The sequence below is a fragment of the Centipeda sp. (in: firmicutes) genome (assembly GCF_057271695.1).
Window position 1 is genome coordinate 1 of record NZ_DBHIVL010000020.1, and the last position, 22,227, is coordinate 22,227.

Below are 22,227 nucleotides of genomic sequence, written 5' to 3' on the forward strand. Positions count from 1 at the left end.
GTCACTCTGTGACCTGTTTTCGTGTGCCTTTATTTACTGGCTGTACTTTCAACCTTCCAGTACCTCCACCGTAATATTATGATTTGTGTAAACGCATATATCCGCTGCAATCGAGAGGGATTCCCTTGCGATCTCTGCAGCATCCATCGAACTGTGTGCGACAAGGGCGCGTGCTGCGGCAAGGGCAAAGAATCCGCCTGAGCCGATTGCGGTACAGTCCCCGTCCGGCTCAATGACTTCGCCGTTGCCTGAGATCATGAGAATGCCGTCCTTGTCTGCGACGAGGAGAAGAGCCTCAAGCTTACGGAGCACCTTGTCCGTGCGCCAGTCCTTCGCAAGCTCTACAGCGGCTCGCTGTAGGTTGCCGCTGTAGGATTCGAGCTTGACCTCAAACTTCTCGAACAGTGTGAACGCATCCGCGACCGATCCCGCGAAGCCTGCGAGGATCTTACCGTGATAGAGACGGCGAACTTTGCGCGCATTCGCTTTCATGATCGCGCGTTCCCCAAAGGTCACCTGACCGTCGCCCGCAATGGCGACCTTGTTCCCCTTTTTGACTGCGACAATGGTTGTTGCATGGAATGTCATACTGTGTATGCTCCTTTGATATGCTCTGCACAGAAATTCTCCAACTCTGTCAAGGCACGCTCTGCCAGCATCCGCTTTTTCTCCGGCTTACGCGTACGGCGCGGAAGATTCTCTAGGCGAGGCAGAAGCCCAAAGTTGATATTCATGGGCTGAAAATGCGCAGGGTCGCATGAGGTGATATAGTGTGCGAGTGCCCCGTGCGCGGTTTCCTGCGGAAAGACAAGAGGCTCCCTGTCTGCCGCGCGGCGCACGGCATTCAGTCCCGCCATCAGTCCTGACGCGGCAGACTCTACATAGCCCTCCACGCCCGTCATCTGCCCGGCAAAAAACAAGGCATTGTTCGTCTGCGTCTGAAAGGTCGGGCACAGGTGACGCGGTGCATTGATAAAACTGTTGCGGTGCATCACGCCATAGCGCAGGAACTCTGCATTTTCGAGTCCCGGGATCATCCGAAAGACGCGCTGCTGCTCCGGCCATTTGAGCCGTGTCTGGAAGCCGACGATGTTGTAGATCGTAGCCTCAGCGTTGTCCTGCCGCAGCTGAACAACGGCATGGGGACGCACACCTGTCTCAGGGTGCTCAAGCCCCATGGGCTTGAGCGGTCCATAGAGCAAAGTGTCCTTTCCGCGTGCTGCCATGACCTCAACGGGCATACAGCCCTCAAAGAAGATCTCCTTTTCAAATTCGTGCGCCTGTGCCGTCTCCGCCGTAATAAGTGCTGCATAGAAGGCATCGTACTGCGCCTCATCCATCGGGCAGTTGATGTATGATGCCTCGCCCTTCCCATAGCGGGAGGCACGATATGCCCGCGCCATATCGATGCTCGAAGCATTCACGAGCGGCGCGGCTGCATCGTAGAAATAGAGAGAGTCATTACCGAGCAGGGCAGCGATCTCTGCAGCAAGCGCACCGTCTGTGAGCGGTCCCGAAGCGATGATGACAATGCTGTCATCGGTATTCGGAATCGCCGTAATCTCTTCGTGATGAACACGGATATTGGGATGACGTGCGGTTGCCTCTGTAACATAGGCACTGAATTTCGTGCGATCCACGGCAAGTGCACCGCCCGCAGGAACAGAGGTCGCATCCGCCGCCTGCATGATGAGCGAGCCGAGACACCGCATCTCCTCCTTGAGAACGCCGACGGCGTTCTCAAGGCTCGCGCCGCGCAGTGAGTTGCTGCACACAAGCTCGGCAAAGCTGTCTGTCTGATGCGCGGGGGAGCGTCGCAGGGGACGCATCTCATAGAGCGTGACCTGTGCCCCCGCCTCGGCCGCCTGCCATGCCGCCTCACATCCTGCAAGTCCCGCGCCAATGACTGTGATTTTCTTCATTCGTCCGTCCTCTTGCGGCGCGTCGTCTTTTTCCGAACCGTACTGTTCTGTTCATCTGCGGACGTTTCGGCATCCTTCGATGTCTGTGCACGCGATTTCTGCCGTGCCAACTCCTTTTCGATAGGGCTGCCGATGCGTGAGGAGCACGTTTCGTTGCTGCAGTAGAGGATGCTGCGCCCCGTGCGGTAACGATGCTTCTGCATAAACGCACCACACACCTTGCAGGTCTCCTGCTGCGGTTCGTCCCACGTTGTATAGTCACAGTCCGGATAGCGGTCGCAGCCAAAGAATGCCCGCCCGCGCCGGCTTTTGCGCTCGACAATCTTGCCGCCGCATTTCGGACAGGCAACACCTGTATCGCGCAGGAGCGGCTTCGCGTTGCGGCAGTCGGGAAAGCCCGGGCACGCGAGGAACTTGCCAAAGCGCCCCTGCTTTACCACCATCATGCGCCCACATTTATCGCAGGGGATATCTGTAACCTCGTCGGGGATCTCGACGGTGCCAATGACTTCCTCTGCATTTTTGAGAGTTTCCTCGAAGGGGGCGTAGAATTTGCGGAGCAAGTCGTTCTTGTTGAGTGTACCGTCTGCCACCTCATCCAGTTCGCCCTCGAGATTTGCCGTGAACTTCACGTCCACAATGTCCTTGAAATACTCCTCAAGCATATCGGTCACGATGAAGCCGAGTTCCGTCGGGCGGAACTGCTTCTCACGACGTTCCACATAGCCGCGTTTCTGGATGGTCTCGATGATGGGGGCATAGGTGCTCGGACGTCCGATGCTCATTTCCTCCAGTGTCTTGACAATGGAGGCATCGTTGTAGCGCGGCGGCGGTTCGGTAAAATGCTGCTCCGGTTTCAGTTCGGAAAGCGCAAGTATATCCCCCGCCTCCAGCTCCGGCAGCAGGGTATCCTTTTCCTTTTTTGCAATCTCCGAACCTACATAGACGGCGGTGTAGCCCTTGAACTTGAGCTTGGAGCCGTGTGCACGCAGCTGGTAGTCCCCCGCCGCAATCTGTGCCGCAATCGTATCGTAGACGGCTGCGGACATCTGACTCGCCGCAAAACGCTGCCAGATCAGCGTGTAGAGACGCAGCTGGTCACGGTTCAGATACTGCTCCACATCCAACGGTGTTCGCATAATGCTTGTCGGGCGGATCGCCTCATGCGCGTCCTGCGCCTTTTTGCCCATCGCATAGATATTGGGACGCGTCGGAATGTATTCCTTGCCATACTCCTCCGTAAGATAGCTCCGTGCCTCGTCGATGGCGAGATTGGAAATGCGCGTTGAGTCGGTTCGCATATAGGTGATGAGACCAGTAGAGCCGTGCCGTCCCAAAACGATACCCTCGTAGAGCTGCTGGGCGATCATCATCGTCCGTCCCGAGGTAAAGCCGAGCTTACGCGCGGCATCCTGCTGGAGCGAACTGGTCGTAAACGGCGGCGCAGGCTTCTTGCGGCGTTCGCTGCGCTTGACTTCCTTGACTTTGAAATCCTGTTGTGCAAGATCATCGGTCAGCAGCCTTGTCTCCGCCTCACTGTGCAGCGACAGTTTTTTGTCGTGTGCATGAGTTACATCCGCCGTAAAGGAATTCTTTCCCTTTTTCAGCTTTGCTTCGACCGTCCAATACTCCTCGGACTGGAACTCATCGATCTCGCGCTCCCGATCGCAGATCAGACGCACGGTCACGGACTGCACGCGCCCTGCGGACAGCCCTTTGCGTACCTTGCGCCAGAGCAGCGGCGAGAGCTTGTAGCCGACGATGCGGTCGAGCATACGGCGCGCCTGCTGGGCATCCACCTGTTCCATGTGGATCGGGCGCGGGTGCTGCACGGCCTCCTCAATCGCGGGCTTTGTAATCTCATGGAAGACGATGCGGCAGTCTTTCTCCGGATCAACACCGAGAATGTATGCCAAATGCCACGCAATCGCCTCTCCCTCACGGTCGGGATCACTCGCGAGATAGATTTTGTCTGCGTTCTTTGCCTCTTTTTTGAGCGCACGAATGAGATCTCCCTTGCCGCGAACATTGATGTACTTTGGTGAAAATTCATTTTCGACATCGATGCCAAACTGGCTCTTTGGAAGGTCACGCAGATGCCCCATGGAGGCTCTGACAATGTAGTTCTTCCCGAGATGTCGTTCGATGGTCTTCGCCTTTGCCGGAGACTCGACAATCACAAGCGTTTTGGAGGATGATTTTTTTCCCGATGTCTTTGCATTCTTTGTACTTTTCGCTTTCGATGTCTTCGTTTTGGATGCAGATGTCAGCGTAGCCAATCCGTCAGTTCCTTTCAGCGCGCCGATAGGCGTGCATTTCATTTTCTGTAATAATTCCCTTGAGCTGCATTTGAAGCAGGAGCAGCGGGATATTTGCCACCTCGTGCTCCGGCATACTGTCCAAGATTTCATCCATGCTCAGCGCATGGTCGAAGGACAAAACATGATAGATACGAGCTTCTTCCGGTGTTAATTGTTCACGCACAGGACGCCGTGGGGGCTCGGTCAGCCGCATTTCGACGAGGATTTCCTGCGGGGTCTCGACCAGTCGTGCGCCCGCACGGATGAGGTTATGACAGCCGCCGCTTTGCGGCGAGTAGATGCTCCCCGGGATCGCATACACGTCCCGTCCCTCACTGAGTGCCATCTCCGCGGTGATGAGCGAACCACTGCGCTGTGCCGCCTCGACCACAAGCGTTCCCTCGGAAAGACCGCTGATGATACGGTTGCGTGCGGGAAAAAAGACAGGCAGCGGCTGTGTACCCGGTGCGTACTCGGAGATGACCGCACCGCCCGTCTCAGCAACCTGTGCAAGCAGACGCCGATTCTCGGGCGGATAGGCAATGTCCACGCCACAGGCGAGGACGGCAACGGTTCTCCCACCGCGCAGTGCCCCGCGATGTGCGCGCGTATCAATGCCGCGAGCCGCACCGCTCACGACGGTGACACCCGCCGCTGCGAGCCGCTCTGCGAACTCCATCGCCGCCGCCTCACCGTAGGCAGTGAATTTGCGCGCGCCGACGATGCCGATGCGGCGCGCATCGGGGACAATCGTGCCACGATAGTAGAGAACGAGCGGAGGATCGAAGATTTCCCGCAGAACAACAGGATAGTCTGCATCATCAATCGTAATGAGCGCAATGTCCAGCCGCGTACAAGCCTCTTGGATTTGCGCGGGCAGATCTGGGTGCATCGTACTGTGGCGGGCAAGTGCATCGGCAACCGTGTCCGTGAGCGCACCTGTTTCCCGAAGTTCCGCCGCATTCATTGACCAGACCATACGCACGTCGGAAACGGCGTCGCACAGACGACGCATACGCACACTTCCGATCTGGCGACACTGCAAGAGTGCGGCTAAATACCATCGATCCTCCATTGCTGTACGCTCCCCATATTACATAAATTCATATCAGAATGCAACCGGCGGGAATAATTTTCTATTTAATGAAGAGTTTTATCTTGGAAACAGTTCATCACCGAATACATAGTATAGCATGAGGAACACAAGAAGGCAAAGAAAGAGATCCGCCATGACATCCTCCTATTAAAAAAGAGGGGCAAAGCCCCTCCCCAGATTCTCTATCACATAATGCGACGTGCTCCGATGTAGCACGCACCCCAGTAGCCACCATGCAGATTGTCAATCGCGACACCACGACTCGACGAAGCATTGATGAAGTTGCCGTTGCCGAGATAGATGCCCACATGCGAAGGACCATACTCATACGTCGAGAAGAAGACAAGATCACCGGGAACCATCTCCGACGACGAGATCGGATAGCCGACATCGTACTGTGCATCTGCCGTGCGCGGGAGATAGATGCCCGCATTGGCAAACACGTAGCGCACAAAGCCCGAGCAGTCAAAGCCGGAAGGCGTTGTGCCGCCGAAGGAATACGGAACTCCGATGTACTGCATGGAGTCCGAGATCACGCGGCGAACGATGTAGTTCGAGCCGCGGCTGACCTGTGGCATGGTTTTCCCAAGAAGTGCCTGATAGGTCGTTGGACCGACCATCCCGTCGACTGCGAGCCCCTGCGACGCCTGGAAGTCCTTGACAGCCTCTGCCGTCGCAGGTCCGAAATCACCGTCAGCGACAACGTCATAACCAAAACTGGACAACTGTCCCTGAATCTCGGCTACATCCGTACCCTGATCGCCAAGCTGGAATGACTCTGCACTCGCAATGGATGCGGAGCAGAGAAGCATTGCGGATAACGCAAGAATCTTGATTTTCTTTCGCAAGCAAACACTTCCTTCCACCGATACCCAAGGACTCCTTGAGTACACATAGATATTTTCTTCTACAAATTGCATTGGCTGTGAGAAACCAATAAGCCGAGTTCTGTTCCGCCCCATGGGCGGCGACAATCATTTATCTGGGACGTCCGTTGCCGAACGCCTCAAGCGACACTACCCGGAAGGTCGACGGGCCGCCTTCATCCTTCCCTATTTGGTCTTGCTCCATGTGGGGTTTACCCAAGCCAGCCGATTACTCGACTGCTGGTGCGCTCTTACCGCACCTTTCCACCCTTACCGATCGGAGATCGGCGGTATAAATTTCTATGGCACTATCCCTAAGGTTGCCCTCGCCGGACGTTATCCGGCACACTGCCCTGTGGAGCTCGGACTTTCCTCGCCCCTCCAAAAGGAGGGACGCGATTGTCTCGGTTTCTCATACCAACGCGAAGATTATACCACATATGGGGTATAGGTGTCAAAAGTCCCCCTAGCCCTTGTAGTATATGGGATGAACGGAATCCTTACGAACAAAAAATCCTTTTTATGAGAATTTTTTTCATAGATTTTAAGTCAAGCCCCATCCCTTTCCAACAATTTCTTCAATGTTGGACATTTGATTCTCATGCAAATAGCGTCCCAATCCGTCACAGATCTTCATGGTAACGGAGGGATCGACGAAGTTCGCCGTGCCAACTGCAATCGCAGATGCACCCGCAAGGAAGAATTCGACCGCGTCCTCCCACGAGGAAATCCCGCCCATCCCGATGACGGGAACGTGAACAACGTGTGCCACGTCCCAAACCATACGCACAGCAACAGGTTTTACTGCAGGACCCGAGAGCCCCCCTGTGCGGTTGCCGAGGACGGGACGGCGGCGATAGATGTCGATCTGCATTCCAATGAGCGTGTTGATGAGCGAGATCGCATCTGCCCCCGCCTCCTCAACGGCAAGTGCCATTTCCGTAATGCTCGTGACATTCGGCGAGAGCTTTGCAATGACGGGCTTTTCGGACGCCGACACCACCGCACGCACGACGTCTGCCGCCGCACGCGGGTCTGTGCCAAAGACGATGCCGCCCTCCCTGACATTCGGACAGGAGATGTTGATCTCAAGCGCGGCAACGCCGTCGACATTGAGCCGCCGTGCAATTTCCGCATAGTCCTCGACGGAGCTTCCCGATATATTGACGATGACATTCATGCTGTACACCTGGATGCGTGGCAGGATCTCCGTCAGGAAGTGCTCCACGCCGGGATTTTCGAGCCCGATGCAGTTGAGCATCCCCTGTGGTGTCTCTGCGATGCGTACGCCCTCGTTCCCACGCCGTGGAGCGAGTGTCGTTCCCTTGACCATGACGCCGCCGAGACGTGCGAGGTCGACAAAATCCGCAAACTCCTCGCCGAAGCCGAACGTCCCCGATGCCGTTAGGACGGGGGTTCGCATCTCAATGCCGGCGATATTCGTGCGCAGGAGATCATCATACGGATATTTTACTGTACTAGGAGGCATAGTACACCTCCCCCGCCGGGAAAACAGGGCCGTCCTTGCAGACCTTGCGTCGGCCGCTCTTCGTGTCCACAGCGCATGACAGGCACGCGCCTAGTCCGCATGCCATGCGCTTTTCAAGCGAAACCTCGCAGGGAATCGCGTATTCGCTCGCAATCGCGGCGACGCGCTCCATCATAACGGGAGGGCCGCAGACCGCAACGCCGTCATACGTTCCGCCTTTCAATAATTCCGGCAGGAGCGTTGTCACAAACCCCTGCGTGCCGTACGAACCATCGTCCGTTGTGATGAAGCATTCACGCACATGGGGGCGATAAATTTCCTCCCAGAACACTTCTTCCTTTGTACGCCCCCCCATCAGAACGGAGACATTCGGGTGCGCTGCAGCAAAGAAGAGGAGCGGCGTGAGCCCCATACCTCCGCCGACGAGGAGCGGGTGGTTCAGCGCGGTATCGAAGCCGCGTCCCAGAGGACCGAGGACGGAGACATCTGCCCCCGCCGCCGCTCCTGCAAGAGTCTCCGTACCACGCCCCACCTGACGGTAGATGAGACGAATCCATCCATCCGTGCGCGAGACCTCCGCAATGCCGAGTGGGCGGCGCAGAAATCCGCCGCTCACGGGAACGGAGACCTGCACAAACTGCCCTGGCAGGGCAGTTTGTGCAATTTGCGGAGCGGCGAGCGTCAGTATATCGACACCCGCAATCGGTGCTTCGTGGGAAAGAATCCGTGCCTCCTCGATTACCTTAGGCAAGATCATCCCCTCCGCCGACATAATCCTGAATCGCGAGTGTATAGACCAGACGGCGATTGCGCATAAACTCAAGCACGCGCAGCACCTCCCATGCCGTATCAAGTGAGGTGAGACAGGCAATGCCGTGCTCCACCGTGGCGCGGCGGATCTTGAAGCCGTCGCGGGCGGAGTGCTTGCCCTGTGTCAGTGTATTGATGACCATGTTGATTTTGCCGCTCTTGATCATCTCGATGATGTCCGAGCTGCGCTCATGCACCTTGCCGACCACCTCGACATCAATGCCGAGCTCGGCAATCGCCTTTGCCGTTCCCTCCGTCGCTACGATGTCAAAATTGAACTCGGAGAAGGCTTTTGCGAGCTGCTTGAGCTCCTCCTTGTCCTTGTTGGCAACGGTAAAGAGCAAACAGCCCTTCGTCGGGATGTTTAGCCCCGAACCGACGATCGCCTTGTAGAGGGCACGCGCATAGTGATAGTCCAAGCCCATGACCTCACCCGTCGACTTCATCTCGGGACCAAGGGAAATGTCGACATCCGTCATCTTTGCAAAGGAGAAGACGGGGGCTTTGACGGCAACATAGGGACGCGGCGGAATCAGCCCCGAGTGGAAGCCGAGTTCCTTGAGTGTTGCCCCCATCGCCACCTGTGTCGCAACGCCTACCATGTTGACGTTCGTGATCTTGGACAGGAACGGCACGGTACGGCTCGAGCGCGGATTGACCTCGATGATAAAGACCTCATCGCGTGCGACAACGAACTGGATGTTGAGCAGCCCCTTGACGTGGAGGGCTACGGCAAGCCGTTTTGTATAGTCGATAATGGTGTAGATCACGCGTGCGGGCAGCGTCTGCGGCGGATAGACCGCAATGCTGTCGCCCGAGTGAATGCCGGCACGCTCGATGTGCTCCATGATGCCGGGGATGACGACATCCACACCATCGGAAATGGCATCGACCTCGACTTCCGTTCCCTGCATATAGCGATCAACAAGCACGGGATGATCGGGCGTCACCGTAACCGCGCGGCTCATATAGTCACGCAGTTCCTCCTCATTGTAGACGATCTCCATCGCACGTCCGCCAAGGACGTACGAGGGACGCACCATGACAGGGTAGCCGATGCGCGTCGCACCTGCGACGGCATCCTCAAGATTCGTCACGCTGATCCCCTCGGGACGTGAAATGCCCGTCTGCGTGAGCACCTCGTCAAACCGCTCACGATCCTCGGAGCGGTCAATGTCATTGACGGACGTACCGTAGACACGAAGCCCTGCACGCTCAAGTTCCGCCGCGAGATTGATTGCAGTCTGTCCGCCGAACTGGACAATGACACCGTCCGGTTTCTCCTTATCGACGATGTTAAGCACATCCTCCACCGTCAACGGCTCAAAGTAAAGGCGATCGGAGATGTCAAAGTCCGTGCTGACCGTCTCGGGATTGTTGTTGATGATGATCGCCTCAATGGCCATCTCGCGCAGTGCCCAGACCGAGTGCACCGAGCAGTAGTCGAATTCGACCCCCTGCCCGATGCGGATGGGACCGGAGCCGAGCACAATCACCTTTTTCCGATTGGAGACGGCAACCTCATCCTCCGTGCCGCGGAACGTGGAGTAATAGTACGGCGTCATCGCCTCGAACTCGGCGGCGCAGGTATCCACCATCTTATAGCAGGGGAGAATGTTATGGCTGCGGCGCATGGTGCGGATCTCATCGCGTGTCTTCTTCGTCAGATCGGCGATGGAGACATCGGCAAGACCGACCCATTTCGCCGCTGAGAGCAGCTTCGGTGTGAGCGGAGCGGAGGCAAGCTGATTCTCAACATCCGTGATATGCTTGAGCTTGTGGATGAACCACTTGTCCACCTTCGTGATATCCGAAATCGCATCGACCGTCAGCTTGCCGCGCCGCAGAGCCTCAGCAATGACAAAGATGCGCTCGTCGTTGACCGCAGAGAGCTGCTTCTCTACGCGCTCGTCGTCCCACGCGGCAAAGCGGTCGATATAGAGGCGGTTGACACCGATCTCGAGCGAACGCACCGCCTTGAGAATTGCTCCCTCAAAGCTGCGATCAATGGACATGACCTCGCCTGTAGCCTTCATCTGTGTGCCAAGCGTATGGTCTGCGTAGATAAACTTATCAAATGGCCAGCGTGGGAACTTCACCACACAGTAGTCGATCGTCGGCTCAAAGCATGCCTTTGTCTTCTTCGTCACGGAGTTGACAATCTCATCGAGCGTGTACCCAATCGCTATCTTCGAGGACACCTTTGCAATCGGATAGCCCGTCGCCTTCGAGGCGAGCGCCGAGGAACGGCTGACACGCGGGTTGACCTCAATGACATAGTACTTGTTGCTCTTCGTGTCGAGCGCATACTGGGCATTGCAGCCCCCTTCAATGCCGAGCTCGCGAATGATGCGAAGGCTCGCACTGCGGAGCATTTGATACTCACGATCCGTCAGCGTCTGTGCAGGAGCAACAACAATACTGTCACCTGTATGAACACCAACAGGGTCAAAATTCTCCATGCTGCAAACGGTGATGCAGTTGTCATTGCCGTCACGGATGACCTCGAACTCGATTTCCTTCCACCCGGCAACACTGCGCTCGATGAGCACCTGCCCAATCATCGAGTAGTTCAGCCCCTTGATGACGGTTGCAATGAGTTCTTCCTCATTTTCTGCAATACCACCGCCCGTGCCGCCCATCGTATACGCAGGGCGTACAATGACAGGATAACCAATTCTGTTTGCAAATTCAACGGCCGCATGTACATCTTCGACAATTGTACTCTCCGGAATCGGTTCGCCGAGCTTCTCCATCGTCTCCTTGAAGCGTTCACGATCCTCCGCCTTTTCGATTGCCTCGAGTGAGGTGCCGAGCAGTTCCACGCCGTGCTGCGCAAGAACGCCCTTTTCGGCAAGCTGTACGGCGAGGTTCAGACCTGCCTGCCCGCCGAGTGTTGCGAGCAGACCGTCCGGCTTCTCCTTAGCGATGATCTCCTCAAGAAACTCCGGCGTCAGCGGCTCGATGTAAACACGGTCGGCGATATTCGTATCCGTCATAATGGTTGCGGGGTTGCTGTTGACGAGCACGACCTCAAGACCATCTTCCCTCAGTGCGCGACACGCCTGCGAGCCCGCATAGTCAAACTCTGCTGCCTGTCCGATGATGATAGGGCCGGAGCCGATGACCATGACCTTCTTCAAATTTTCCTTGCGCGGCATACGTCACTCCCCCTTCATCAGATTCCAGAACTCATCAAAGAGATACATATTGTCGTCCGGTCCCGGCGCAGCCTCCGGATGGTACTGCACGGAGAAGATCGGCAGCGACGTATGACGCAGTCCCTCAATCGTATCGTCATTGACATTTGTATGTGTAATAACAAGTGGTGTGCCCGAAAGCGAGGCAGGGTCGACGGCATAGCCATGGTTTTGTGCAGAGATGTGCACCTTGCCCATCTTGAGATTCTTGACCGGTTGATTGCCGCCGCGATGTCCGAACTTCATCTTGTATGTCTTAGCACCAAACGCAAGCGCGAGCAGCTGATGTCCGAGACAGATACCGAAGATCGGCTTCTTTCCCGCGAGCTTACGGATTTCCTCGACAATCTCCGGCACATCCGTCGGATCACCGGGGCCGTTCGAGAGGAACACTCCGTCGGGATTCAGCGCAAGCAGCTCTTCTGCACTGGTCTGCGCAGGTACAACCGTAACTTTTGCCCCGATCCGATTGATGTTATGCAGAATACTGCGCTTCACACCAAAATCCATTGCCACAATATGCGGTGCATCAGGCGTTTCCGTCTCAAGGGTGTAGACCTCGGGTGTCGTAACGATCTCCACGACGTTGCGCGGGAGTTCCTCCGCCTGCAATGCTGCGATCTCGCGCTCTGATAGATCTGCGGGAACGATTACGCCCTTCATCGCACCAGCAGAGCGGATGTGGCGCGTGATTGCGCGTGTGTCCACATTGTAAAGGCACGGGGTCTCGTGCTCGGTCAGGAAGTCCGTCAGGCTCTCCTCGGACTGCCAGTTGTTCGGTGCGTCACAGAGTTCACCGATGACAAAGCCACGCACAAAAGACTTGCGCGACTGCATGAACTTCGCCGCTGCGCCGTAGTTCCCGATCAGCGGATACGTCATCGTGAGAATCTGCCCGCAGAAGGACGGATCGGTCAGGCTCTCCTGATATCCCGTCATCGTCGTGGTAAATACAACCTCACCCACGGCTTTTGTATCACTGTGAAGCAATTCGCCCGTGTAGACCGAACCGTCCTCCAGTATCAGTTTCCCTTTCATACTACTATGACCCCATCCTTCATAACAATTTTGCCATCGACCACGGTAAGCACCGCTTTCCCCTTGAGCTGCCGTCCGTTGAACGGGGAGTGTCTGCCCCGCGTATAGAACTTGTTCACATCGACCGTCCATTGCAGGTCGGGATCGATCACCGTGACATCCGCAGGTGCGCCCTCGGCGAGCGTACCCGCGTTCAGTTTGAATACACGTGCGGGGCCGTAGGTCATGCGCTCGATCAGTGTTTCGAGCGGAACTTTGCCCGTGTGAACGAGGTCGGTCAGCAGTACACCGAGTGCCGTCTCGAATCCGGGGAATCCGCTCGGTGCGTAAATGTACTCCCGATCCTTCTCCTCGGGTGCGTGCGGTGAATGGTCGGTGACGATCATTTCGATTGTTCCGTCGAGGAGACCCGCGACCATTGCATCGACATCTCTTGCCGTGCGCAACGGCGGATTTACCTTTGTCGAGCTGTCGCGTGGGTCGACACATTCGTCCGTCAGTGTCAGATGATGCGGTGTAACTTCCGTTGTCGCACGCACACCGCGCATCTTTGCATCGCGGACAAGCTGAACCGCACGCCCCGAACTGATGTGCGCGACGTGCACATGTGCGCCCGCGTACTCCGCGAGCATAATGTCGCGTGCAACGGCAATGTCCTCCGCCACAATTGGACGCCCCTTGATCCCGAGCATCGCACTGCGATGTCCCTCGTTCATTGCACCGTCCTCGACAAGCGACGGTTCTTCCTCGTGATTGATGATTGCCTTATCGAACGGAACAAGGTAGTCATAGGCACTGAGGAGCACCTTCGCCGAAGGGTCGAAATGCCCGTCGTCCGAGAAGGCAACTGCCCCCGCTTCGACCATGTCGCCGAGCTCGGCGAGCTCCTTTCCCTCCTGATTCTTCGTCACTGCACCGATGATGCGGATATGGATGACGGCAACGTCCTCGGCACGCTTGATGAGGCTCGTAACGAGTGCCGCATCATCCACCACAGGACGCGTGTTCGGCATCGTTGCAATCGTTGTATAGCCGCCCGCCGCGCCTGCACGCGAACCGGAAGCAAAGTCCTCCTTCGCCTCCTGCCCCGGCTCGCGGAGATGCGTGTGCATATCGATGAACCCGGGTGTGACGATTTTTCCGGCGGCATCATAGACCTCGGCACCGTCCGCGCTCAGATCTTTTCCGACCTGCTGAATGACACCGTTCTCGATGAGGACATCACAGATTTCATCGCGCTGTGCGGCGGGGTCGATGACTCGTCCGCCCTTTAGGAGCAATGCACTCATTTAGGCTTTCCCTCCCATCAGAACCAAGGTAAAGAGTGCCATGCGGATGGCGACCCCGTTTTTCACTTCTTCTTGAATCCGCGACTGCACACCATAGGCAACGGACTCCGAGATTTCCCAGCCCTTGTTCATGGGACCCGGATGAAGAACAATGGCATCGTTCGCCAGTGCCAGACGCTCCTCGTTCAGCCCGTAGATACGTGCATACTCGCGTGTCGAGGGGAACAGCCCGCCCTTCATGCGTTCGAGCTGAATGCGCAGCACCTCGATAACATCTGCACCTTCGACCGCGTCCTCGATGCGGTCATGGATGGTGATGCCCTCCTCCTCATGCAGAAAGCGCGGCAGGAGAGGACGCGGACCCGCAATATGCACGTCCATGCCCATCTTGCGCATGCCCTGTATATCCGAACGTGCGACGCGGCTGTGCAGCACGTCCCCGAGAATGGCGACCTTCAGCCCGGCGAGCTTCCCCTTGTTCTCCTCGATGGTATAGAGGTTGAGCAGCCCCTGCGAGGGATGTGCATGAGCACCGTCGCCCGCATTGATAATCACGGGAGAAACAGCATCGGCAGCGTATGCGGCAGCTCCCTCCGCCTTGTGGCGCATGACGATCGCGTCCGTACCCATCGCCTCAATCGTATAGAGCGTGTCGCGCAGACTTTCCCCCTTGACGATACTGGATGCACTCGCCGTAATGTTCACGACATCGGCACCGAGGTACTTCCCCGCGAGTTCGAACGACGTACGCGTTCGCGTGCTCGGCTCGTAGAACAGCGTGACGATCGCCTTTCCCCTGAGCGCGGGCACCTTCTTGATGTCACGGCCGACAATGTTCTTCATCTCGCGTGCCGTGTTCAGAACGAGACGAATCTCCTCTGCCGAAAAATCTTCGAGCGCAAGAACATCGCGTCCCTTGAGTGATAACTCCTGACTCATGTGCATCTCCTTTCACGCACTAAAAAAGCTTTCCAATGCCAAAAGAAAGGCATAAGAAAGCTTTGCATTCTAAAATTGGATAGACGAATAGTGTCGTGTGTTTCATTGAAAACTCCCTTAAGGCCTCACAGGACCTCTTAAAAGGTGATATGTTCGGAAGTGCCGAAGCCCTCCCTTTATTTCTCCTCATTATACTGTTTTCAGATGCAAAAATCAACCGCTTGCACGGCAACGCAAGATTAGATTTTCTCTGCCAACCGCTCTGCGAGCAGGGTATACCGGCGGCGCGTGCGATCGTTGCTGACCGCCGTAAAGAGTGCCGTGCGGTCGCCGATGAGAATGACCCCCTTCTTTGCGCGCGTGACGGCAGTATAGAGGAGATTGCGCTGCAGCATAATGTGATGCGCACGCACAAGCGGGAGGATGATGATGTCGTACTCGCTGCCCTGGCTTTTGTGCACACTCATCGCATAGGCAAGCGTCAGCGCACCGAACTCATCCCTCGTATAGGGGATCTCCACATCTTCGGCGAATGCGACAACGAGGTGCTCCGAATCGATTTGGACAATGCGTCCGATGTCGCCGTTGAACACATTCTTCATATAGTCGTTGCGCGTCTGCATGACTTTGTCGCCAAGGCGGAATCCGACCGCCTCCGCCTTGTCTGACGCAGGTGGATTCAGTGCCGCCTGCAAACTGCGGTTGAGCAGATCCACACCGCATGCCTCGCGCCGCATGGGCGAGAGCACCTGCAGATCCATGAGATCCGAACCTGTGCGAATGAGCTGTGCACAAATGGAAACAATCTGTGCGGCGGCATCCTCGCTCGATGCTGCGGTGACGAATGAAAAATCCGCCTCCGTGAAGGATGGTACGCGGCCGGAGTTGATGGCGTGTGCATTGAGGACGATCGTGCCCGTATTGTTCTGACGAAAAATCTCGGTCAGACGGACGCTCGGAATGACACCCGAGCGCAGGATGTCCTGGAGCACGGAACCCGGACCGACCGCAGGCAGCTGATCCACATCGCCGACGAGGATGAGATGCGCCCCAGGGAGGACGGCAGTGAGAAGATGCTGCATGAGCACAATGTCCATCATGGAAACCTCGTCCACAATGATGACATCCGCCTCAAGCTGCGTCTCCGCGTCGCGTGCAAAGCGCATCTCGCCGTCCTCCCTGCCCTGTGCTTCGAGCATGCGGTGCACTGTCGCAGCGGGATAGCCCGTCGCCTCCGCGAGACGCTTTGCCGCGCGTCCCGTCGGAGCAGCAAGCAGGATCTCAAGCCCCTGCGCCCCGAGGATGTCAATCATACTGCGTACGACGGTCGTCTTGCCCGTACCCGGGCCTCCCGTCAGAACGAGGACGCCGTGTTCGAGCGCGGCAATGACCGCCTCGCGCTGAGCCGATGCCAGACTGACATGATGCTCCGCCTCCCATGCCGTAACGAGGGCAGCGGTATCGTGAACGTGGATGTGATCCGCCTTTCGCTGCAGCATCCGCAGAAGCCGCGCCGTCTCCGCCTCCGCCTTGTAGAGCTGCGGTGCGTAGATGAGACGCTCCCCCATCTCGTCCACTGCATAGAGACGGCTCATCTTCACTTCGCGGCTGAGCACCTCCATGACCTCACTGCGTGCAACGCCGAGACGCTGCGCCGCCCGCTCTGCAAGCATGGATTCGGGAATGCAGCAGTGTCCGCCCGAGGAGATTTGTGTGAGCTCATAGGAAAGTCCTGCGGCAATGCGCGGAGAGGAGTTCTTTTCCCATCCTGCGGCAATGGCAATGGTATCCGCTGTGATGAAGCCAATCCCGTCAATCTCCTGCGCGAGACGATAGGGAGATTTCTCCATGACCTCGACCGCAAACGATCCGTATGCCTTGAAAATACGCGCCGCGTAGGTGCCGCTCACACCGTGCTCCTCAAGCCAGAGCATGATGTCGCGCAGCTCGGACTGACGCATATAGGAGGCGGTGATTTTCTCCACAGTCTTCGGGCCGATGCCCGAAATTTCTTTGAGGCGGCTCGGCGCACGCTCGATGATGAGAAGCGCCTCCGTGCCGAACTTCTCGACAATGCGCCGCGCCATCGCAGGACCAATCCCGTCGATGGTACCGGATGCGAGAAAGCGTTCAATGCCGCCCGCACTCGTGGGTGCACTGACGCGCATGCGCACTGCCTGAAACTGCCGCCCAAAACGCGGATGCATGACCCAGCTCCCCATCAGACGAACCTCCTGCCCAACGAGCGGAGCGGCCCCCTTCGTTGTCGCTGTGCATTTCCCTGTATGTTCCATGCGTAAACGAAAGACAGCGAATGCACCGTCGCCCGCAGAGAAGATGACATGATCGACAACGCCCGTCAACTCTTCTTCCTCGGTGCGAAATCCAAGGTTTTGTTGGAGTTCCATGTCACGCCTCCATCAGCTGTTCCCACTTCTCATAACGCTGCATAATCTCGATTTCCTTTGCCGCATACGCCTCTGCAATTGCATGACTGCGCTCCGGATCTGCCTGTGTCTCGGGGCGGTTCATCTCGTACTCAAGCCCCTTCAGTTCTGCCTCCGCCATTGCGATTTCCGCCTCCGTACGCTCGATCATCTCCTGTCGGCGTGCAGCAGGAATGGCACTGTGTACGGTAGCCTTCGGTGCAGCAGGTGCTTCCACGCGGTCTTTTTTCTCCTGTGCGGGAGGTGCACTCTGCGGCTTCTTCTCCGCACGCGGCTCGTCCGCTGCCGCCTCCTCCCTCTCAGCTTCCTTCTTCATCAGATAGTAGCTGTAGTTGCCAAGGTATTCCGTGATCCTGCCATCCTTCAGCTCAAGGGTACAGTTTGCCGTCTTGTCGAGAAAATAGCGATCATGTGACACGGCGATGAACGTGCCGGGGAACGCCATCAACGCCTCTTCCACCGCCTCCCGTGCAGGGATGTCGAGATGGTTTGTCGGCTCGTCCAGTACGAGAAAGTTCGCATCCGTCAACATAAGTTTGAGGAATGCCACACGCGCCTGTTCCCCGCCCGAGAGTGCGCCGATGAGCCGCAGCACATCATCTCCGTGAAAGAGGAATGCCCCGAGATAGTTGCGTGCCGTCTCCTCATCCAGACCGTAGGTATAGCAGATCTCATCCAAGATGGTCTTGCTGGGATCAAGCCCTTCATGCTGCTGTGAGAAATAACCGATCTTGACACGGCTGCCGATCTTCAGCCGCCCCATCGCCTCCAGTTCCCCCACAAGGATTTGCAGGAGCGTCGTTTTGCCGACACCGTTCTCACCAATGAGTGCCACTCCATCCCCCTTGCGGATAAGAAGAGAGATGCGATCAAGGACGCGCTGCCCGCCCGGATAGGCAAATGTGATGTCCTCAAGTTCTGCCACGCGCTGCGCACACTCCGTCGGCTTTGCAAAGGCAAAATACTTGAACCGTGCCGCCTCGGGCGGGAGGACAATCCGCTCAAGACGGTTCAGCTGACTCTGGCGTCCGCGTGCTTGCTTCGCTTTGATGCCCGCCTTATAGCGTGCGATATATTCCTCGGTTTTCTTGATCTGCGTCTGCTGTTTCTCATACGCACTCTGCAATGCTGCACGGCGGTCATTCTTCACGCGCATATAGTGCGTGTAGTTCCCCGCATACGCAGTAATCTCCGTGTGATCGAGCTCCAATATGCGCGTGGCAACACGATCGAGAAAATAACGGTCATGCGAGATCAGGAGAACGCCGCCGCGATAGGATTGGAGAAATTTCTCAAGCCACTCAATCATACCGATATCCAGATGATTTGTCGGCTCATCCAACAAGAGAAAGTCCGGCTCGCGCAAGAGTGCCTTTGCAAGACAGATGCGCGTGGTCTGTCCGCCCGAGAAATGACGAACATCCTTCGCGAGATCTGCCTCGGAGAATCCAAGACCAAACGCCACGCGGCGGATGCGGCTCTCGAAGTCGTAACCATCCATCGCCTCGAACCGTGTCACGAGGTTTCCGTAGGCGGCCAGCTCCTCCGCGCCGGCACGCCCTGCAGCGATCTCCTCCTCCATCCGCTCCTTCTCCGCACGCAGTGCGAGAAGATCGGCGAATGCGCTGCGCAGCTCCTCATAGAGGGTATCATGTGTGAACGATGCCTGCTGCTCGACGTAGCCGACCGTATCGGCGCGATCCATCACGACCTGTCCGCCGTCGTTTTCCTCTCGGCCGAGGAGAATCCGCATCAGCGTCGTCTTGCCCGTACCGTTTGCACCGACAAGCCCCACCTTGTCCCCGCGCATGACTTCAAAATTTACATTGGAAAAGAGCGTGCGTATGCCATACGCCTTTTCGAGCCCAATGACCTTCAGACTGCCCATATCACTCTTCTCCATCCTCATGCACCGCATCGGGGCGGTAGTCCCGTCCAATGACGACAATCGCCTGTCGCTCGCCCGCACCATCGACGGGCATGATGACACAGGGAAACGGCATACCGTAAAAGAGATTGACATGCGAATCCGCCGTCATCACGGCAGTCTTCGGACGATCCGAGGCACTCCCCGTCTCCACACCTGAGATACGGAATCCCCGCGCCCGCAGGGTATCTGCGATCTCCGCACCCGCACCGTTGATGCCGCTCGCATTGACAATCATGACGGAGATATTCTGCGCCGTATCCGATGCACTTTCCTTTTTCGTCGCCGCCTTTTCTTCGCTTTTCTCCTCTTTTTTTTCGGCGGGCTTCTGCGTCGTGATACCGCGCTCCGCACGCTGCACTGCAATGGCACGGTCTCCCTCGGCAAGGAGCTCCTCGGATGAGGGCAGCAGCTCGCGTTCATCGGTCTCTGTCATCACGCGCAGTCGCTCGGGCATGTCCGCACGATAGGCAGCTGCATCACGCTCAGCCTGCTCCTGCATCCGTACAGGCAGTTCCCTGCCAACGCCCGCATAGAGTGCTTGCCGCGTCTCAATGAGGTTGGGAATCCAGTAGCTGATATCGCCAAGGTAGGCGGGCGTACCCACAACCATCTGCATTGCCATACCGCCTGCCTCGATCTCTTTGAGACGCGTCGCAAGTGTGAGAAGCTGGCGCGTTGTCAAATCCGTCTCAACAGCATTTTTCACCTCATCGACGACCGCTGCGAGACGTGGAAGCACCTGCGGAGAGAGGAACTGTGCGAGCAGCGCACGCATAAAGTGCTGCTGACGTGCGATGCGCCCGATGTCTCCCTCGCCGTCGCGATAGCGCACATACTGAATCGCCTGAGCTCCGCTCATATGCTGCTCACCCGGCTGCAGATCGATGATAAGTCCGCCATTGTCATCCCACGGGTCTTCGTAGTACATCCGCTTCTCGACGTTGATATCCACGCCTCCGACCGCGTCCACGATGCGCTCAAATGCGGACGTATCAATCAGGATGTAATGCGTAATGGGGACACCCACAATTTTTCCCACCGATGCAAGCGTCATCTCATGTCCGCCGAACGCATAGGCATGGTTGATCTTGTCATAGCCGTATTTGCCCACCTCGATGCGTGTATCACGCGGGATGGAGAGCAGCGTTGCGCGCCCCTGCTCCTCGTCGACTGCTGCAAGCATCAGCGTGTCACTGCGTCCGACATCTCCATCTCTGCGGTCAACGCCCATGATGAGCACATAGCCGAGATCATTCTCCACGATATCGGCAAATGCGTTTGCATCGCGCAGCGAGCCGGACATAAAGTAGGTTCCGTAGTAATAAATCGCGCAGACAAGCAAAAAGGAGAGCGCAAACACAGCTCCCGCATATTTGAGAAATGCCCCATTCTGTTCAGTGGGCGAATGTTCTTTTTTTCCCTGTTTCAATCCGTGTATCGTCCTTCCCGATGATTTCTCTACAGTATAACAAAAACAAAAGTTCCATGCAAATCAAATGGAACTTTGTCAACCATATACATCTTTACAAAAATTCGTATTTCATGTAAACTAATATGCGTATATAAATAGGGAATCTCAGTATCTGCTGCATACGGGGAAACTGCCCATATGTGCAGGATGCGGCAAAACATACGAGAACAAAACAAGGGGGAAAAAATGCTACGACTTCCCGTCTCGAAGTTAAAGGATGGCATGGTACTTGGACAGAGCCTGTTCAATACCGCAGGGGGCAGTTATCTCGTCAAGGGACAGCCGGTTACAATTGACTATATTCGCAGACTTCATCAGCTTGGCATTCAATCTGTCACCGTGACATCCATGGATCCGAGCCATAAATTTGTACCGCCGCCGGACGTGATCCAGGAGAAGACGCGTGTCAACGCGATCAGTGCCGTCTACAATACATTTCAGTCCATCGAGGAAAATGGCACACTGGACGTTCCCGCCCTGCAAAAGGTGACGGATTCCATCGTTTTTGACCTCTTCGACAACCACAACAACCTCGTCCAGCTCACAGACATTCGCACACACGATGCCTACACGTTCGCACACAGTGTCAATGTCGCTGTTCTCTCGGCGATGATGGGAATGCTCTGCCATCTGCCGAAGGAGGAACTGTCCATCATCACGCTCGGCGGACTCTTGCACGATTTAGGGAAAATCGACGTGCACACGGACATCCTCACAAAGAATCGCAGTCTGACGACGAGCGAGTTTGACATCATGAAGAAGCATCCCGCAGACGGCGCACGCCGTATCCTGAAGATGAAAGACCTGCCGAAGGCAAGCATCCTCGCGGCGATTGCGGGACAGCATCACGAGCACATCGACGGTACGGGCTATCCTCGTGGAATCAAGGGCGAGGAAATGCACCGCTACGCTAAGATTGCAGCGATTGCTGATGTCTATGACGCGCTGACGAGCGAACGCCCGTACAAGAAAGCGTATATGCCGAACATCGCCTACAACATCATGCACAACATCAACAAGGGGCAGTTCGACCCGAAACTCCTTGAGACCTTCTTTAACAATGTCGCTCTCTATCCGGAGGGCGCAGTGCTCAAGACCACCTTCGGCTTTGCTGTCGTAAAGGAAAGCAAGTTCGGACGGACGACGACCCCCATCATCATTCTCTTTGCCGACACCAACGGCAAGCTGCTCGATCGGCGGACGGTCATTGACCTCTCGGAGGAAAAGGACGGTGCCTCCTCCATACAGGTCGTCCCGACGGGCAACGATCTCTATCACTTCATTCATGAACTCGGCGTTGATCCTTCCTACTACCTCGAGGAAGAGCGTGAGAAGGATAAGGCTGCGGGCATTACGTCCTCGGGCGTATCGACACCACCGCGCATGAAGGCGTGATTCGACAAAAAAACGGACGCTATCGTCCGTTTTTT

Annotated in this window: 15 protein-coding genes and 1 other RNA gene; 1 reads left to right on the forward strand and 15 read right to left on the reverse strand. The window is 56.5% G+C overall.

Going from position 1 to position 22,227, the window contains the following annotated elements:
• Positions 1–48: 48 nt before the first annotated feature.
• The 15 genes from hslV to ACO6BQ_RS04735 form a co-directional block, all read right to left on the reverse strand.
• A complete protein-coding gene (gene hslV, locus ACO6BQ_RS04665) occupies positions 49–588 on the reverse strand; it encodes an ATP-dependent protease subunit HslV (RefSeq protein WP_489119756.1) in 540 nt (179 codons plus the stop codon).
• Entirely contained in the window at positions 585–1,922 is a 1,338-nt protein-coding gene (gene trmFO, locus ACO6BQ_RS04670) for a methylenetetrahydrofolate--tRNA-(uracil(54)-C(5))-methyltransferase (FADH(2)-oxidizing) TrmFO (protein ID WP_489119757.1), read from the reverse strand. Before trmFO ends, hslV begins: the two co-directional genes overlap by 4 nt.
• Positions 1,919–4,243, reverse strand: coding sequence for a type I DNA topoisomerase (topA, locus tag ACO6BQ_RS04675; RefSeq protein WP_489119758.1), 2,325 nt, complete (start codon positions 4,241–4,243; stop codon positions 1,919–1,921). Before topA ends, trmFO begins: the two co-directional genes overlap by 4 nt.
• Positions 4,206–5,297: a DNA-processing protein DprA gene (dprA, locus tag ACO6BQ_RS04680; RefSeq protein WP_489119759.1), complete on the reverse strand. Its 1,092-nt coding sequence runs from the start codon at positions 5,295–5,297 to the stop codon at positions 4,206–4,208. Before dprA ends, topA begins: the two co-directional genes overlap by 38 nt.
• 206 nt (positions 5,298–5,503) lie before the next feature.
• Entirely contained in the window at positions 5,504–6,166 is a 663-nt protein-coding gene (locus ACO6BQ_RS04685) for a C40 family peptidase (RefSeq protein WP_489119760.1), read from the reverse strand.
• A 74-nt stretch (positions 6,167–6,240) separates the two neighbouring features.
• An RNA gene (rnpB, locus tag ACO6BQ_RS04690) (RNase P RNA component class A) lies at positions 6,241–6,599 on the reverse strand.
• 129 nt (positions 6,600–6,728) lie between these two features.
• The gene (locus tag ACO6BQ_RS04695) at positions 6,729–7,673 is read right to left on the reverse strand and encodes a dihydroorotate dehydrogenase (protein ID WP_489119761.1); all 945 of its coding nucleotides are present in this window, start codon (positions 7,671–7,673) and stop codon (positions 6,729–6,731) included.
• Positions 7,663–8,445 (reverse strand): dihydroorotate dehydrogenase electron transfer subunit, encoded by a 783-nt coding sequence (locus ACO6BQ_RS04700; RefSeq protein ID WP_489119762.1) that lies wholly within the window; start codon positions 8,443–8,445, stop codon positions 7,663–7,665. Before ACO6BQ_RS04700 ends, ACO6BQ_RS04695 begins: the two co-directional genes overlap by 11 nt.
• Complete coding sequence (carB, locus tag ACO6BQ_RS04705; RefSeq protein ID WP_489119763.1) at positions 8,417–11,644, reverse strand: carbamoyl-phosphate synthase large subunit; 3,228 nt, start codon at positions 11,642–11,644, stop codon at positions 8,417–8,419. Before carB ends, ACO6BQ_RS04700 begins: the two co-directional genes overlap by 29 nt.
• Positions 11,645–11,647: 3 nt before the next feature.
• A complete protein-coding gene (gene carA / locus ACO6BQ_RS04710; protein ID WP_489119764.1) occupies positions 11,648–12,721 on the reverse strand; it encodes a glutamine-hydrolyzing carbamoyl-phosphate synthase small subunit in 1,074 nt (357 codons plus the stop codon).
• The gene (locus tag ACO6BQ_RS04715; RefSeq protein ID WP_489119765.1) at positions 12,718–14,010 is read right to left on the reverse strand and encodes a dihydroorotase; all 1,293 of its coding nucleotides are present in this window, start codon (positions 14,008–14,010) and stop codon (positions 12,718–12,720) included. The genes carA and ACO6BQ_RS04715 overlap by 4 nt, the downstream gene beginning before the upstream one ends.
• The gene (locus ACO6BQ_RS04720; protein WP_489119766.1) at positions 14,011–14,955 is read right to left on the reverse strand and encodes an aspartate carbamoyltransferase catalytic subunit; all 945 of its coding nucleotides are present in this window, start codon (positions 14,953–14,955) and stop codon (positions 14,011–14,013) included.
• 233 nt (positions 14,956–15,188) lie between these two features.
• Positions 15,189–17,357, reverse strand: a complete 2,169-nt coding sequence (gene recD2, locus ACO6BQ_RS04725) for an SF1B family DNA helicase RecD2 (protein ID WP_489119767.1) — start codon at positions 17,355–17,357, stop codon at positions 15,189–15,191.
• Position 17,358: 1 nt separating this feature from the next.
• Entirely contained in the window at positions 17,359–19,284 is a 1,926-nt protein-coding gene (locus tag ACO6BQ_RS04730) for an ABC-F family ATP-binding cassette domain-containing protein (RefSeq protein WP_489119781.1), read from the reverse strand.
• 1 nt (position 19,285) lies between these two features.
• Complete coding sequence (locus ACO6BQ_RS04735) at positions 19,286–20,755, reverse strand: LCP family protein (protein WP_489119768.1); 1,470 nt, start codon at positions 20,753–20,755, stop codon at positions 19,286–19,288.
• Between the two features lie 228 nt (positions 20,756–20,983).
• On the opposite strand from ACO6BQ_RS04735, the gene ACO6BQ_RS04740 reads away from it, so the two are divergent.
• Positions 20,984–22,192 (forward strand): HD-GYP domain-containing protein, encoded by a 1,209-nt coding sequence (locus ACO6BQ_RS04740; RefSeq protein WP_489119769.1) that lies wholly within the window; start codon positions 20,984–20,986, stop codon positions 22,190–22,192.
• Positions 22,193–22,227 lie beyond the last annotated feature (35 nt).